At 69.7% G+C, this 15,038-nt stretch carries 13 protein-coding genes; 1 reads left to right on the plus strand and 12 read right to left on the minus strand.

Annotation, left to right across the window (positions count from 1 at the left end; all coding sequences use genetic code 11):
• Positions 1–13: 13 nt before the first annotated feature.
• Complete coding sequence (locus MFF58_RS12605; protein WP_238287788.1) at positions 14–412, minus strand: response regulator; 399 nt, start codon at positions 410–412, stop codon at positions 14–16.
• Between the two features lie 292 nt (positions 413–704).
• On the opposite strand from MFF58_RS12605, the gene MFF58_RS12610 reads away from it, so the two are divergent.
• Positions 705–881, plus strand: coding sequence for a hypothetical protein (locus MFF58_RS12610; RefSeq protein WP_238287790.1), 177 nt, complete (start codon positions 705–707; stop codon positions 879–881).
• Between the two features lie 27 nt (positions 882–908).
• Here the strand turns inward: MFF58_RS12610 and MFF58_RS12615 are convergent, their stop codons facing one another.
• From MFF58_RS12615 to ccmI, 11 genes are all read right to left on the minus strand, one after another.
• The gene (locus tag MFF58_RS12615) at positions 909–1,826 is read right to left on the minus strand and encodes a LysR family transcriptional regulator (protein WP_238287791.1); all 918 of its coding nucleotides are present in this window, start codon (positions 1,824–1,826) and stop codon (positions 909–911) included.
• Between the two features lie 75 nt (positions 1,827–1,901).
• Positions 1,902–3,563: an OFA family MFS transporter gene (locus tag MFF58_RS12620; RefSeq protein WP_238287792.1), complete on the minus strand. Its 1,662-nt coding sequence runs from the start codon at positions 3,561–3,563 to the stop codon at positions 1,902–1,904.
• A 199-nt stretch (positions 3,564–3,762) separates the two neighbouring features.
• Positions 3,763–4,056 carry a formate dehydrogenase subunit delta gene (locus MFF58_RS12625; protein ID WP_238287793.1) on the minus strand — a complete coding sequence of 98 codons (294 nt, stop codon included), beginning with the start codon at positions 4,054–4,056 and terminating at the stop codon, positions 3,763–3,765.
• A 4-nt stretch (positions 4,057–4,060) separates the two neighbouring features.
• Entirely contained in the window at positions 4,061–6,934 is a 2,874-nt protein-coding gene (gene fdhF, locus MFF58_RS12630; RefSeq protein ID WP_238287794.1) for a formate dehydrogenase subunit alpha, read from the minus strand.
• A 10-nt stretch (positions 6,935–6,944) separates the two neighbouring features.
• Positions 6,945–8,504: a formate dehydrogenase beta subunit gene (locus MFF58_RS12635; RefSeq protein WP_238287795.1), complete on the minus strand. Its 1,560-nt coding sequence runs from the start codon at positions 8,502–8,504 to the stop codon at positions 6,945–6,947.
• Positions 8,501–8,974, minus strand: a complete 474-nt coding sequence (locus MFF58_RS12640) for a formate dehydrogenase subunit gamma (RefSeq protein ID WP_238287796.1) — start codon at positions 8,972–8,974, stop codon at positions 8,501–8,503. The genes MFF58_RS12635 and MFF58_RS12640 overlap by 4 nt, the downstream gene beginning before the upstream one ends.
• 403 nt (positions 8,975–9,377) lie before the next feature.
• On the minus strand, positions 9,378–10,034 hold the full coding sequence (locus MFF58_RS12645; protein ID WP_238287800.1) for a glutathione S-transferase family protein: 657 nt from the start codon (positions 10,032–10,034) through the stop codon (positions 9,378–9,380).
• 98 nt (positions 10,035–10,132) lie between these two features.
• A complete protein-coding gene (locus tag MFF58_RS12650; RefSeq protein ID WP_238287801.1) occupies positions 10,133–10,603 on the minus strand; it encodes a cytochrome c-type biogenesis protein in 471 nt (156 codons plus the stop codon).
• Between the two features lie 197 nt (positions 10,604–10,800).
• On the minus strand, positions 10,801–12,801 hold the full coding sequence (locus tag MFF58_RS12655) for a heme lyase CcmF/NrfE family subunit (protein ID WP_238287802.1): 2,001 nt from the start codon (positions 12,799–12,801) through the stop codon (positions 10,801–10,803).
• A 10-nt stretch (positions 12,802–12,811) separates the two neighbouring features.
• Entirely contained in the window at positions 12,812–13,318 is a 507-nt protein-coding gene (ccmE, locus tag MFF58_RS12660; protein ID WP_238287978.1) for a cytochrome c maturation protein CcmE, read from the minus strand.
• Between the two features lie 157 nt (positions 13,319–13,475).
• On the minus strand, positions 13,476–14,951 hold the full coding sequence (ccmI, locus tag MFF58_RS12665) for a c-type cytochrome biogenesis protein CcmI (RefSeq protein WP_238287807.1): 1,476 nt from the start codon (positions 14,949–14,951) through the stop codon (positions 13,476–13,478).
• Between the last annotated feature and the right edge of the window lie 87 nt (positions 14,952–15,038).

Consider the following 15,038-nt stretch of genomic DNA (forward strand, 5'->3'; position numbering starts at 1 on the left):
GCGGCCGGCGCAGTCACACGGCGTGCTGCTCGATAATCCCCCGCACGGCGTCCAGCATCCGCGCCCGGGCGTAGGGCTTGCGCAGGAATCGGGCCCGGCTCGGCACGTCGCCGGGCACCGGCTCGACCTTGCCGGACGTCATGATGATGCCGACGTTCGGCCAGCGCCGGTCGATGCACGCCGCCAGAACGATGCCATCAAGTCCACTGCGCAGATCGATATCTGTGATGACAACTCGAATATTGTCTCTATTTTCCAAGGCGCATACGGCATCCGCGGCGGTGCAAACGTCGACGGCCTCGTAACCAGCAACTTCCAGCACGTCGACAGCCGCCATCCGCTCGATGATTTCATCTTCCACGATGAGTACAGCTGGTTTCTGGGCATGTGACGCGCTCGAGACTGGATACATCGCTCAAACTTCCCCACAGCGGCCGATTCACGGTGCATGAACTATCAATTCGCCGCCCCGATCAAGCCACGCAGAGTTGCAATTTATCTTTTGATGTAGCTAAAAGTAGCAAATTGACCCTGTTCCCCTGGGTAAAATGCTGAAGATATTGCATTTTTGCAGGAGTTATGATTTTTATAAAGACTAGTGCCACGATGTGCTGAGATTTTAGATTGAATTGCAGATCCGAATGCAATATCGGTTGCGCATAGCGAGGCGTCGTGCTCAGGGGAGCGTCGACATCGCCTCCCAGATGATTGAGGCTCCGACCGTCAACGCGGCGATCGAGGCCGCCAGTCGCGCCATGGGCACCTTCCTAGCCGATGTGCCGGGCGTCGGCATCCTCACCGAGGTCGTGGCGGGCGGCCTCGTCTGGTCCTGCCGGCAGAACATGCCGTCCCCGCCGGAGCCCGATTTCATCCGCCCCTGAACCGGCGTCAGGACCGGCACCGGGCAATCACGCCGGCCCGGGTCCGGACAGGGCCGGATCCAGGGTCCGCGCGAGCGAGCGGGCGGCGGCCACGAGGGCGGTCACGATCGGGGTGGACGGTTCCCGTCGGGGGGCGACGAGGCCGATCGTGTGTTCCAGATCCGGCGCGGTGATCGGGATGGCGCGAACGCCGTCCATGGGACCCAGGGCGTCCACCAGGATCTCCGGCATGATCGAGGCCCAGCGCAGGGTGCGCACGTGGGTCAGCAGCACGATCATCGAGTTCGACTCGAGGGTCGCGGCGGGGTCCGCGCCGGCCTCGCGGATCTGCTGGTCGATGATCCGCCGGTTCTGCATGTTCGGCGTGAGCAGGCAGAGCGGCAGGCTGCTGGTCTCGGCCCAGCTAACGCTCGCCCGCCCGTCGAACGGCCCGCCGATGGCGGTCACGAGGCGGTAGCGCTCCCGGTACAGCGGGACCGACACCACGCGTCCCAGCGGCTCGTTGTCGAGGTAGGTGAGCCCGGCATCCGCCTCCAGATTCTCGATCAGCGAGAAGATATCGGCCGAGGTCGCGGACTCGACGGAGAGCCGCACGTCCGGGTGGCGCTCGCGGTACGGGGTCGTCAGTGCCACGACCATCGGCAGGGCGGTCGGGATCGCGGCGATGCGCAGATGGCCGGTCAGCCCCCGGCGCAGCCCCGTGACCTCCTCGTGCATCGCCCGCGCGTCGGCCACGATCCGCCGCGCCCATTCCAGCACCCGTTCCCCCTCGGGGGTGAAGCCCTGGAAGCGGGAGCCGCGCAGCACGAGCTGCACGCCGAAGCGGTTCTCGAGCTGCTTCACGCCCGCCGACAGGGTCTGCTGGGTCACCCCGCAGGCCTCGGCGGCATGGCCAAAATGCTGCTCGCGGGCGAGCGCGAGCAGGAAGTCCAGCTTGTCGATCACGACGGAGGGATCCCGGCACGGCGAGGCGCCGGAAGCCTAGCGACCCGTCGTGCCGGCCACAACCGGGGTTGGGCCTTACCGGAACAGGATGAAGGCCTTCGACAGGGTGATGCCGATGCCCCAGACGATCGGGATGCCGACCACCGCCCAGGCCACGGCCGCGCCCGGGCTGAAACCGCCGCGCCCGATGCCGAAGGAACCCGAGGCTCCGCCGACCGTGGCGCCGGTGCGGACGTCGAGGGACGCCCGCTCGGAATCGGACATGAACCAGCGCTGGGCCAGGGGCCGGACCAGCAGGTTGCAGAGGAAGCCGACCGCCAGGAAGCTCGCCAGCACGTACATGGTCCGGCCGTAGAGTTCCGCCCCCTGTACGCCCGCGGCGACCTGCGCCTCGCGGATCTTGGTGATGACGAAGGGTCCGACGATGCCCGCCATCGACCACGCGGTGAGCAGGCGCCCGTGGATGGCGCCGACGAACTGCGTGCCGAACACGTCGGCGAGGTAGGCCGGGACCGTCGCGAAGCCCCCGCCATACATCGACAGGATCACGCAGAAGATGGCGACGAACAGGGCCTGAGAGCCGATGCCGGCCGCCCAGGGTGCCGCCGCGTAGAGCAGGCCGCCCAGCGCGAAGAAGATCGCGTAGGTGACCTTCCGGCCGATCCGGTCCGACATCGAGGCCCAGAAGAACCGGCCCAGGATGTTGAACAGCGACAGCAGGCCGACGAAGCCGGCGGCGATCGCTGCCACCTGCGCCTTCTGGCCGGCATCGAGGGCGGAGAAGCCGGTGCCCGGCAGGCCGATCAGCTCGCCGCCGAAGATCTCTTGGAGCATCGGCGAGGCCAGCGCCAGGACGCCGATTCCGGCGGAGACGTTGAGGAACAGGACAAGCCAGATCATCCAGAACTGGACGGTCTTGTGCGCGTCCCGGAGGTGGACGTGCCCCGAGGCGATCATGGCGTTCTTGGCCGCCGGCGCCGTCCAGCCGTCCGGTCGCCAGCCGGCCGGCGGCACCCGGTAGCCGAAGGCGCCGCCCAGCATGAACAGGATGTAGCCCACGCCCATCACCGCCAGCGTCTGCCAGACGCCGGCCGAGTCCGCGGTCCGGAAGCCCTTGATCAGGCTGTCCGCCAGGGGCGAGCCGATCATCGCACCGCCGCCGAAGCCCATGATCGCCATGCCGGTGGCCATGCCGCGGCGGTCGGGGAACCACTTGATCAGCGTGGAGACGGGGGAGATGTAGCCGAGGCCCAGCCCGATGCCGCCGATCAGGCCCATGCCGAGCCAGACCAGCCAGAGCTGGTGGATGTAGACGCCGAAGGCGCCGATCAGGAAGCCGCCGCCCCAGCACAGGGCGGCGACGATGCCGGCCTTGCGCGGGCCCGCGCGCTCCAGCCAGCCGCCGAACAGGGCGGCCGACAGGCCGAGCACCACGATCCCGATGGAGAAGACCGTCACGAGGTCGCTCACCCGCCAGTCGCAGGTGGTGGTGAACAGGGCCGTCATCACGCCCATGTCGGGGCAGGCCGCCGCAGCGGGCTTGCCGACCGAGAGCGCCCGCGTCAGCGGAAGCCAGAACACCGACAGGCCGTAGGCCATGCCGATGCACAGGTGGATCGCGAGGGCCGCGGGCGGGACCAGCCACCGGTTGAAGCCCGGCTTGGCGACGATACGCTCGCGCGAGAGCAGACCCGGCGCGGCATCGGGCGCGACCGCACCCGTAACCCCAAGACTCATGACGTCATCCTCTTCGGCAGCCACGTGGATGGGCGGCTCGTGGGAGGATGATGCGCGATCTGTGTGCAACGTGCCAGCGTCGCCGATCACTCAGTCGACACGTTTACGCCCGATCGCCGCAGTCTGCATGCGCAACGACCAAGGAAAGAGGCCCGTCCAGGAGTCCTGATCGCGCGCCCTGCGCAGTTCGACGCCGGGATCAGCCCGCGTCGCTGGCACCGTCGCCGAGTTTCTGCGGATCGCGGGTCGCGGGCCGGACCGGGCTCTCGGCCTGCGGTTCGGCGCCGCGCAGGGCCCGCTGCACCAGATCGTCGGCCCGGTCGCCCATCGCCGGCAGGGCGGCTTCAAGCTTCGAGACCATCTTGGGCGTCCAGAAGGCCGTGATGTGCTTGTGGACGCCGGCGACCGCCTCCTCTTCCGGGTATGACCGGAAGAAGGTGGCGATCTGGTTGGCCATGCGGAGGAGCTTGTCCTCCTGACTCACCGCGCGCATCGGTTCACTCCGCCGCGTCGAGCGTGGTGTCTTGGGAATTGGCGATGCGCGTCAACGAGAAATCCTCCTCGTAGAACTTCGCCTGCCAGTCGGAGGGCCGGTTGGTCCGCCTGACCTGCACCGCCGTCACCTTGTACTCGGGGCAGTTGGTCGCCCAGTCCGAGTAGTCCGTGGTGATGACGTTGGCGCCGGTCTTGGCGTGGTGGAACGTGGTGTAGACCACGCCCGGCTGCATCCGCTCGGAGACCTTGGCCTTCAGCGCGATGTCGCCCGAGCGGCTCTCCAGGGCGACCAAGTCGCCGTCGACGATGCCGCGCAGCTCCGCGTCGAAGGGGTGGATCTCCAGCACGTCCTCCTCGTGCCAGCGCGAGTTCTCGGTGCGCCTTGTCTGCGCGCCGACATTGTACTGGGACAGGATCCGGCCCGTGGTGAGGATCAGCGGGAACTTCGCCCCCGTCCGCTCCTCGGTGGCCACGAACTCGGTGATCATGAACCGGCCCTTGCCGCGGACGAACCAGTCCACGTGCATCATCGGCGTGCCGAGCGGCGCCTTCTCGTTGCAGGGCCACTGCACCGAGCCCAGCGCGTCGAGCTTGGCGTAGGAGACGCCGGTGAAGCTCGGGGTCAGGCCGGCGATCTCGTCCATGATCTCGGACGGATGGCTGTAGCTCATCGGGTAGCCGAGCGCGTTGGAGAGCAGCACCGTGCCCTCCCAGTCGCCGTAGCCGCCCATCGGGGCCATGACCTTGCGGACCCGGGAGATGCGGCGCTCGGCGTTGGTGAAGGTCCCGTCCTTCTCCAGGAACGAGGCGCCCGGCAGGAAGACGTGGGCGTACTTGGCGGTCTCGTTCAGGAACAGGTCCTGGACGACGATGCACTCCATCGCCATCAGGCCCGAGGTCACGTGGTGCGTGTCGGGATCGGACTGGGCGATGTCCTCGCCCTGGATGTACAGGCCCTTGAACGTGCCCTCGACGGCCTCGTCCAGCATGTTGGTGATGCGCAGGCCCGGCGCGTTGTCGAGCTTGGCGCCCCAGAGGGCCTCGAAGCTCTCGCGGGTGGCGTCGTCGGAGACGTGGCGGTAGCCGGTGAGCTCGTGCGGGAACGAGCCCATGTCGCAGGAGCCCTGGACGTTGTTCTGGCCGCGCAGGGGGTTCACGCCGGCGCCGAGCTTGCCGATGTTGCCGGTGGCCATGGCGATGTTGGCCATGCCCATGACCATGGTCGAGCCCTGGCTGTGCTCGGTGACGCCCAGCCCGTAGTAGATGCCGGCCGCGCCGCCCTTGGCGTAGAGCCGGGCCGCCCCGCGGACCTCCGCCGGGTCGAGGCCGGTGAATTGCTGCTGGCTCTCCGGGGAGTGGCGCTCATCGGCGATGAACCGGGCCCAGGACTCGAACTCGGCGAGGTCGCAGCGCTCGCGGATATAGGCCTCGTCGACCAGCCCTTCCGTGACGATCACGTGCGCCAGCGCGTTGATGAAGGCGACGTTCGAGCCGGGTTTCAGCGGCAGATGATAGTCGGCCTTGATGTGGGGCGACTTCACGAGGTCGATCTTGCGCGGATCGGCGACGATGAGCTTCGCGCCCTGGCGCAGGCGCTTCTTCATCCGCGAACCGAAGACCGGGTGGCCGTCGGTCGGGTTGGCGCCGATCACCAGGATCACGTCGGAGTTCTCGACCGACTTGAAGTCCTGGGTGCCAGCCGAGGTGCCGAGCGTCGACATCAGGCCGTAGCCGGTCGGCGAGTGGCAGACGCGGGCGCAGGTATCGACGTTGTTGTTGCCGAAGGCGGCGCGCACGAGCTTCTGGACGAGGTAGGCCTCCTCGTTGGTGCAGCGCGACGATGTGATGCCGCCGACCGAGTCTTTTCCGTATTTCGCCTGGATCCGCTTGAACTCGCTCGCGGCCCGGTCGATGGCTTCTTTCCAAGAAACTTCGCGCCACGGATCCGTGATCTTCTCGCGGATCATCGGCTTGGTGATGCGGTCCTTGTGGGTGGCGTAGCCGTAGGCGAAGCGGCCCTTCACGCAGGAATGGCCCTCGTTGGCCTTGCCGCCCTTGTAGGGGACCATGCGGACGACGCGCTCGCCCTGCATCTCGGCCTTGAACGAGCAGCCGACGCCGCAATACGCGCAGGTCGTCACCGCCGCGTGCTCGGGCTGGCCGTACTCGTGGATCGATTTTTCCTGCAACGTGGCCGTGGGACACGCCTGCACGCAGGCGCCGCAGGAGACGCACTCGGACTCGAAGAAATTGGTCGGGCCGGCCGCCACGCGGCTGTCGAAGCCGCGGCCCGCGATGGTCAGCGCGAAGGTGCCCTGCACTTCCTCACAGGCGCGGACGCAGCGGTTGCAGACGATGCACTTCGACGGGTCGTAGGTGAAGTACGGGTTCGACTCGTCCTTCGGCAGGTACTTTTCCGAGCTCGGCCGGACGTGGTTGTCGCCCTCGTAGCCGTAGCGGACGTCGCGCAGGCCGACGACGCCGGCCTGGGTCTGCAGCTCGCAGTCGCCGTTCGCCGCGCAGGTCAGGCAGTCGAGCGGGTGATCGGAGATATAGAGCTCCATCACGCCCTTGCGGAGCTTGGCGAGCTTCTCGTTCTGCGTGTGCACCACCATGCCGTTCTCGGCCGGGGTCGTGCACGAGGCAGGCGTACCACGCCGACCCTCGATCTCCACGAGGCAGAGGCGGCACGAGCCGAACGGCTCCAGCGAGTCGGTGGCGCAGAGCTTCGGGATCTGCGTGCCGGCCTGCATCGCCGCCGCCATCACCGAGGTGCCGGCCGGCACCGTGACCTCCATGCCGTCGATCGTCAGGGTGACGGTCTGCTCCGACACGCGGATCGGCGTGCCGTAGTCGATCTCCTTGATTAGGCCCATCGACCGCTCCTCACTCGGCCGCAGCCGGCAGATCGCCGGCGCGCCTGAAATCCTCGGGGAAATGGGTGATCGCGCTCATCACTGGCATGGGCGTGAGCCCGCCCATGGCGCAGAGCGACCCATCGGTCATGACCTCGCAGAGATCCTCGACCAGCTTGAGGTTCGCGTCCGGCCGGATGCCGGCGATCACCTTGTCCATGGTCTCGACGCCACGGGTCGCGCCGATACGGCAGGGGGTGCACTTGCCGCACGATTCGGTGGCGCAGAACTCGAAGGCGAAGCGGGCCTGGGCGGCCATGTCGACGGTGTCGTCGAACACCACGATGCCGCCGTGGCCGACGAGGCCCTTCTTGGCCGCCATCGCCTCGTAATCGAGGGGCGTGTCGAGGAGATGGTCGGGGAAGTAGGCGCCCAGCGGCCCGCCGACCTGCACGGCCCGGACCGGCCGGCCCGAACGCGTGCCGCCGCCGAAATCCTCGATGACCTGCCGCAGGGTGATGCCGAAGGCCATCTCGATCAGGCCGCCGTGCTTGATGTTGCCGGCGAGCTGGATCGGCAGCGTGCCGAGCGACCGGCCCATGCCGTAATCGGCGTAGGCCCTGGCGCCGTTCTCCAGGATCCACGGCACGGCCGTGAAGGTCATGACGTTGTTGACGAGCGTCGGCTTGCCGAGGAAGCCCTTGAGCGCCGGGATCGGCGGCTTGGCCCGCACGATGCCGCGCTTGCCCTCGAGGCTCTCCAGCAGCGAGGTCTCCTCGCCGCAGATATAGGCGCCGGCGCCCAGCCGCACTTCCAGGTGGAAGCTCTTGCCCGAGCCCAGGACGTTGTCGCCGAGCACGCCGGCCGTCACGCCGTTGGCGATCGCCTCCTTCAGGGTGGCGAAGGCCTGCGGGTACTCGGAGCGCAGGTAGATGTAGCCGCGGGTGGCGCCGGTCGCGACGCCCGCGATGGTCATGCCCTCGATGAGGTTGAAGGGATCGCCCTCCATCATCATCCGGTCGGCGAAGGTGCCGGAATCGCCCTCGTCGGCGTTGCAGACCACGTATTTCTGGTCCGCCTTGGCGAGCATCACGGTGTTCCACTTGATGCCGGCCGGGAAGCCGGCACCGCCCCGGCCGCGCAGGCCGGAATCGCGCACCGCCGCGACGATGCCCTCGGCATCGAGCTTCAGGGCGGCCTCGAGGCCGCGGTAGCCGCCATGCGCCCGGTAATCGTCCACGGAGACCGGGTCGATCACGCCGCAGCGGTGGAAGGTCAGGCGCTGCTGCCGGGCGAGGAACGGGATCTTTTCGGGATCGCCGAGGCGCAGGGTGTGGTCGCCCCCCGTGGTCAGGCCGGCATCCAGCAGGGCCTCGACATCCACGAGCTTCACCGGCCCGTAGGCGACGCGCCCCTCAGGCGTGCCGACCTCGACCATCGGCTCCAGCCACGCCAAGCCGCGGGAGCCGGTACGCACGACGGTGACGTCGAGGCCGCGGCGCTCGGCGCCGGCGAACAGGGCCCGGGCGACCTTGTTGGCGCCCAGGCCGAGAGCGACGGCGTCGCGGGGAACGTAAAGGGTGACGCTCACTGGCGCACTTCCGTCAAGGCGGCTTCGAGGGCGTCGGCGGTCAGGTGAGCCAAAGGCTCGCCGTCGACCAGCGCGGCGGGACCGTTGGCGCAGAGGCCCAGGCAGTAGACCGGCTCGACCGTGGCGCTGCCGTCCGCGGTGGTCTCGTGCCAGCCGCAGCCGAGGCGGCCGAGGATCTCGCGGTGGAGCTTGTCGGAACCCATGGCCTGGCAGGCCTCGGCCCGGCACAGCTTCACCTCGTGGCGGCCGGCGGGATGGGCGCGGAAGTCATGGTAGAAGGTGACGCAGCCATGCACCTCGGCGCGGGACAGGTTGAGCGCGTCCGCGATCAGCGGGACGGCGCCGGTATCCACGTAGCCGAACGTCGCCTGCAGCGCGTGCAGGATCGGCAGCGTGGCCCCTTCGAGATGGGTGTGTTCGGCGATGATCCCGGATGCGCGCTCGGCGCTCCAGGGCTCGTGACGCGCCATGGTTTCCAGCCCAGTCTGTTCCTGTTCTAAGGCTGAACAGGAACAGAAATGCCAGTTCGCTTCAATCGAGCAGTCCGGTCGCTCGACAAAGGATATTTGTCGAGCTGTCACCCAGCCTGGGCGGATCGTGTGAATACGAACTAAATGTTTGGCTGGAAACGCATTTTCGTATCGACGCCGCAGCCCGCCGGCCCCGCGTGCAATGCACCATCACTTTGTGCCATGCATGAAATTGCAGGGCTGAGCCGGTCGAACGCCCGAACGGGGCGCTCGCTGTGCCGCAGCGGCAAGACCGCTCTGCGCGCGGGTGCCATGCGACGACCCGGAGCCCAGCGTCGTCGACCGCACCGCGATCGGATTGCGGCACCTCATCCGCGGGACTGAACCGGACCGTTCGATCCGGTCAGAACTCCATCTCCAGTTCCTCGATCTCCTCCGGCTCCTCGGCGGCGGCCTCGGCCCACTCGACCATCAGGGGCCAGTGCAGGATCGTGTCGCGGTAGGTGGCGGCGCGGGGCGGCAGCGCGACGTCGTAGGTGCGGAAGCGGGTGCAGACCGGCGCGAACATGGCGTCCGCCAGACAGGGGCGCGCGCCGAACAGGTACGGGCCCTCGTAGCGGTCCAGGCAATCGTCGAAGATGGTGACGATCCGCTCGATGTCGGCCTTCGCGCCGTTGAACAGCGGGAAAGCGGGGTGGAAGGCGCGCAGGTTCATCGGGAGCGCCGAGCGCAGGTTCACGAAGCCCGAATGCATCTCGCCGGAGATCGACCGGCAATGGGCCCGCTCGGTCACGGGCCGCGGCAGCAGGCCCGCTTCCGGGAACATCTCGCCGAGACATTCGGCGATGGCGAGCGCGTCCCAGACGACCACGTCGCCGTGGCGCAGGCGCGGCACCAGGAAGGACGGCGAGAGGTGGAGCAGTTCCGCCCGGCTGGTGGCATCGGTGCCCGACAGGACCTCGATCTCGAAGTCGAGGCCCGCCATCCGGCAGATCAGCCAGCCCCGCAGGGACCACGAGGAGTAGTTGCGGCTCGATATGGTGAGGGTAGCGGCCGTCATCGTCCTGCCCCGGGGCGCGTCGCCGATCCTACGGTCTGCGATGCCTCATCCAAGACTCGTGCCGAGCGGCCTCGACGAATCGCACCCCTGCGGCGATCCTACTCCCGCCGCAGGAGCGCGGCGACCTCCGCCTCCTCGGCGGCCGAGAGGTTTCGCGCGGGGGCCGCCGGCCGGCGGCGCGCGAGGCGCCAGATGCCGAACCCACCGAGCAGAACCGCGAGCACTGGCGTCAACCACAACAGGAGGGTGTGCGGGGCGAAGACCGGGCGCAGCAGCACGAACTCGCCGTAGCGATCGACGACGTAGGCGAGCACCGCCTTGTCACTGTCGCCCTTGCCCAGACGCTCGCGCACGATCACGCGCAGGTCCTTGGCGAGCGGCGCATCGGAGTCGTCGATCGACTGGTTCTGGCAGACGAGGCAGCGCAGTTCCGCCGAGATCTCCCGGGCGCGGTGCTCCAAGACAGGATCCTTCAACACCTCGTCGGGCTGGACGGCGCAGGCGGGGGTGATGCATGCGGCCAGGAGCAAGGCCGCCACGCCGATCCATGGGCGCGCCCTCCCCGCCATTCCTGCGCGGGCCGGTACCCTGCGCAGCAACGGGAACGAGGGGTGCGCCGAGTCAGCCCCGGTCGCGCCCGAGGGGACGGCCGCAGCCTCATCCGGCCGCCGGGTTTCCCTCTCCCGGCCGACGCGACGGCCGCACGCTGCGCCACCCTTCCCCGCGGCCGGGGGAGCGAGAATCGCGGAAGCCTCCATCTGCGCCCTCACTCGGCCGGCACTGCGTTGGGCAGCGGCCGCACCCTCGCCTTGGCGGGGACGCCCACGCGCATCCGCCGATCGGTGAGCGAGAGCCCGCCGCCCAGCGCCATCACCACGGCCCCGAGCCAGATCAGCAGCACCAGCGGCTTGTAGTACAGCCGCAGGCCGACGCCGCCGTCCTGGCTCATCTCGCCGAGGCTGGCATAGACCTGGCTGGCGCCGATTGTCAGCAGCCCGGATTCGGTAACCGCCATCTTGCGGCTCGGATAGAACCGCTTGCCGGTCTCCACGTGCCCGACTTCGTCGCCGGCGCGGGTGCGGATCGTCAGGGTGGCGGCGGCCTCCTCGTAGTTCGGGCCCTGGCGGGGACCGACGCTGTCGAGGGTCGCCGTGTAGGGTCCGGCCGTCAGGCTCTGACCGGGCTTCAACGTCGCGAGCCCCTCGGCGGCCCAGCCCTGCGCGGCGATGCCCAGTACCACCACGCCGACCCCGGCATGGGCGAGCGCCGTGCCCCACGCCGAGCGCGGCAACCCGACCGCGCGCCGCCCGATCTGGCCGAGCGAGCGCGCCCGGCTCGCGCCGTAGCCGCGGGCGCGGGAGACGATTTCCAGGGCGGAGCCGATCAGCAGATAGGCGCCGAGGCCGATCCCGACGGGCGCCATGACGGGGCCGCCCCACGTCATGGCCAGCACCGCGAGGCCGATCACCAGGGCCACCGCGAGGGCGGCGAAAAGGCGCTGCGACGCGGCAAGCACGTCGCCGCGCTTCCACGCCAGGGCCTGCCCGAAGGGCACGATCAGCAGGAGCGGGATCGCCAGCGGCACGAAGGTCAAATTGAAGAAGGGCGGCCCGACCGTGATCTTCTCGCCCGTCAGCATCTCCAGGACCAGCGGGTACAGGGTGCCGACCAGCACGGTGGCGCAGGCCGCCACGAGGAACAGGTTGTTGAGGACGAGGGAGCCCTCGCGGGAGATCGGCGCGAACAGCCCGCCCTGCCGCAGCAGCGGCGCGCGCCACGCGAAGAGCGTCAGCGAGCCCCCGATGAACAGGATCAGGATCGCCAGGATGAAGACGCCGCGGGTCGGGTCGGTGGCGAAGGAATGCACCGAGGTGATCACGCCCGAGCGGACCAGGAAGGTGCCGATCAGCGAGAGCGAGAAGGTCAGGATGGCCAGCAGCACCGTCCAGACCTTCAGGGCGTCGCGCTTCTCCATCACCACGGTGGAGTGCAGCAGCGCCGTGCCGGCGATCCACGGCATCAGGGAGGCGTTCTCCACCGGGTCCCAGAACCACCAGCCGCCCCAGCCGAGTTCGTAATAGGCCCAGTAGGAGCCCATCGCGATCCCCAGCGTCAGGAAGCTCCAGGCGGTGAGCGTCCAGGGGCGCACCGCCCGGGCCCAGACGGCGTCGATCCGCCCGTCGATCAGCGCGGCCACCGCGAAGGCGAAGCTGATCGAGAAGCCGACATAGCCGACGTAGAGGAGCGGCGGGTGGATCGCGAGACCCGGATCCTGCAGCAGCGGGTTGAGATCGTTGCCCTCGAGCGGCGCGGGGATCACGCGGCTGAACGGGTTCGAGGTCGTGATGATGAACAGCAGGAACACGAAGGTGATCAGCCCCTGCACGCCCAGCGTGCTGGCGCGCAGCCGCGGCGGCACGGAGTTCCTGGCGGCCGCCACGCAGGCGCCGAACAGGGTGAGGATCAGGACCCAGAGGAGCATCGAGCCCTCGTGGTTCCCCCAGACGCCGGAGATCTTGTAGATGAGCGGCTTCTGCGTGTGCGAGTTCTCGACGACGTTCTGGACCGAGAAGTCCGACTTGACGTGCGCCCAGGTGAGCGCCGCGAAGGCGAAGAGCACGCAGGCGAAGGCACCGAGCGCCGCCTGCGAGGCGGTCTGGCGCAGGGCCGGGTCGCCCGAGCGCGCGGCCCAGATCGGCATCACCATCTGGACGAGGGAGATCGCCAGCGCGAGCGCGAGGGCGAAGTGGCCGGTCTCGACGATCATGCGGTTTCCCTTAGCGCTCGCTGCGCGGGCCGAGGGTCGTATCGGCCGCGGCCGTGGCGGGCTTCGGGCCGCCCTTGTTCGGGCCACCCTCCTGCCAGCGCCCCTGAGCCTTCAGCGCGTCGGCCACCTCGCGCGGCATGTACGACTCGTCGTGCTTGGCCAGCACCGTGTCGGCGCGGAACTGCCCGCCCGGCTCTAGGACGCCCTCGGCGACCACGCCCTGCCCCTCGCGGAACAGGTCCGGCAGCAGGCCCTTGTAGTGGACCGCCACGGTGGCGTTCGTGTCGGTGACGGAGAAATCCACCGTCTGGTCCGGTCCGCGCCTGAGGGACCCGTCCTTCACGAGGCCGCCCAGCCGCAGGCGCGTGCCCGGCGCGATCGCCTGCTGGGCGATGTCGGTCGGCGACCGGAAGAACACGATCGAGCCGCTCATGGCGAACAGGATCAGCCCCACGGCCAGCGCGAGCACGCTGCCGCAGGCGGCGATCAGGATCAGGCGGCGGCTCTTACGCGTCACGGTTACGTCCACCCCGCGGTCCGGCAGGCGGCGCTCCGCCCAGACCCGAACCGTTCTCATTCTAGCTTCCTGAAGGTGTCGGCTCCGTGCGGGCGCGGGTCAAGGGCAGCCGTCGAGACGGATTGTCGTACGCGCGGCGCGGCGCGCCGGCCCGGCGTCAGGGACTGGGCTTGACCGGCAGGTCGAGTTCCCGGGCGAGCCCGTCGAGGCGGGCCACCGCCTCGCCGTTGGCCGCCAGGGCCATCCGGGCGCGGTCGAGGGCGCTGATCGCCTTGTCGCGCTCGCCCAGCGCGCTGTAGGAGCGCACGAGGCGCAGCCACTCGTCCGGCATGCCGCCCCGCGCGGCCAGGCGCCGGTCGAGGCCCTCCACCATGCCGCGGATAGCCGCGTCGCGGTCGGCCTGCGGCATGGCGCGCACGGCCGCCATCGCGGCCTCGGTCTCGGCCCGGGCCGCCGGTCCGCCGGGCCCCGCCGGCTGGGACGGCGCATTGTCCAGGCCGACGGCGCGGGCGGCCTGCTCCACCTGGGCCAAACCCTGTGGATCGTTGGCCAGCGCCACGCGGGCTCGGGCCAGGGCGGCGGCCGCCTGATCGTGCTCGCCGAGCACGACCCGGGAGCGGACGAGCCGCAGCCACTCGTCGGCGGTGCCGCCACCGCCCTTGAGCCGGGCATCGAGCCCGTCGACCATGCCGCGGATCGCCGCCTGCTGCTCCGCCGGAATCGTCGGAGCGGTCGGGGGCGCCTCGGGCGGCGGCGGCTCGCCCTTCAGGCGGGCGAGGGTCTGCCGGACCACCCCGAGCCAGGGGGCGTCGGGCGGCCCGGCGGCTTCGAGGGTCGTGAGCTGGCGGATCGCCTCGCCGGTGTCTCCCGCCTGCTCGGCCGCCCGGGCAAGGTAGAACCGGGGCTTGGGCGCGTTCGGGTCCTTGGCCTGCGCCTTCTCGAACAGCGCCTTGGCCTCCGGCGCGACGGTGCCGTTGCTGGCCGCCGTGAGCGCCTCACCCTGATCGGCGAGGAGGTCGGCGGTCTCGCCTTTCAGCCGGGCGATGTTCCCGTAGGCACGGGCGGCGTCGTCGAAGCGGCCGGTGCGCATGTAGACCGGGGCGAGCACCGCCCAGCCTCGGGCGTCGTTCGGATCGCGGGCGAGCCGCGTCTCGATCTGGCCGACCGCCTTCATCAGTTCGTCGGTGCCGCCGCGGGCAGCCTGCCGGTCGGCCTCGGTCTGCGCGGGCAGTTCGGGCGAGCCGTAGAGGCCGTAGGCGATCAGGGTCACCAGGGGGATGGTGGAGAGCGCGAAGGCGGACGCCGCCCGGCGCCGGCGCAGGCGCGGCTCGGCCGGGCGCGCAGCCTCGGCGAGGTCGTCGTCCTCGGCCTCGCGCTGCGCCTCGCGGCTCGCCCGGAGCAGCCGCCGGCCCGCCTCCGCCTTGGCGGTCTCGGCCTCCTCCGGGGCGATCAGGCCGCGCTCGAGGTCGCGCCCGATCTCGGCGATCTGATCCTCGTAGAACGCGGTCTCGGTGGCGAGCCCGGACCCGCCCGCCTCGCCCGTCGGAACGGCGGCGCGCCGCGACATCGGCCAGAGCAGGCCGAGGACGGCCGCCGCGGTCATGGCCGCCAGGATGAACCAGATCGCCGTCATCAAACCTTCGCCAGCGGGCCGGACCGGCCCGTACCCCTCCACACCATGTGGAGCCGGCGGCGTGACGCCACGACGCCCCCCGGCGGT

This window comes from Methylobacterium longum (assembly GCF_022179385.1).
Lineage (GTDB): Bacteria > Pseudomonadota > Alphaproteobacteria > Rhizobiales > Beijerinckiaceae > Methylobacterium > Methylobacterium longum.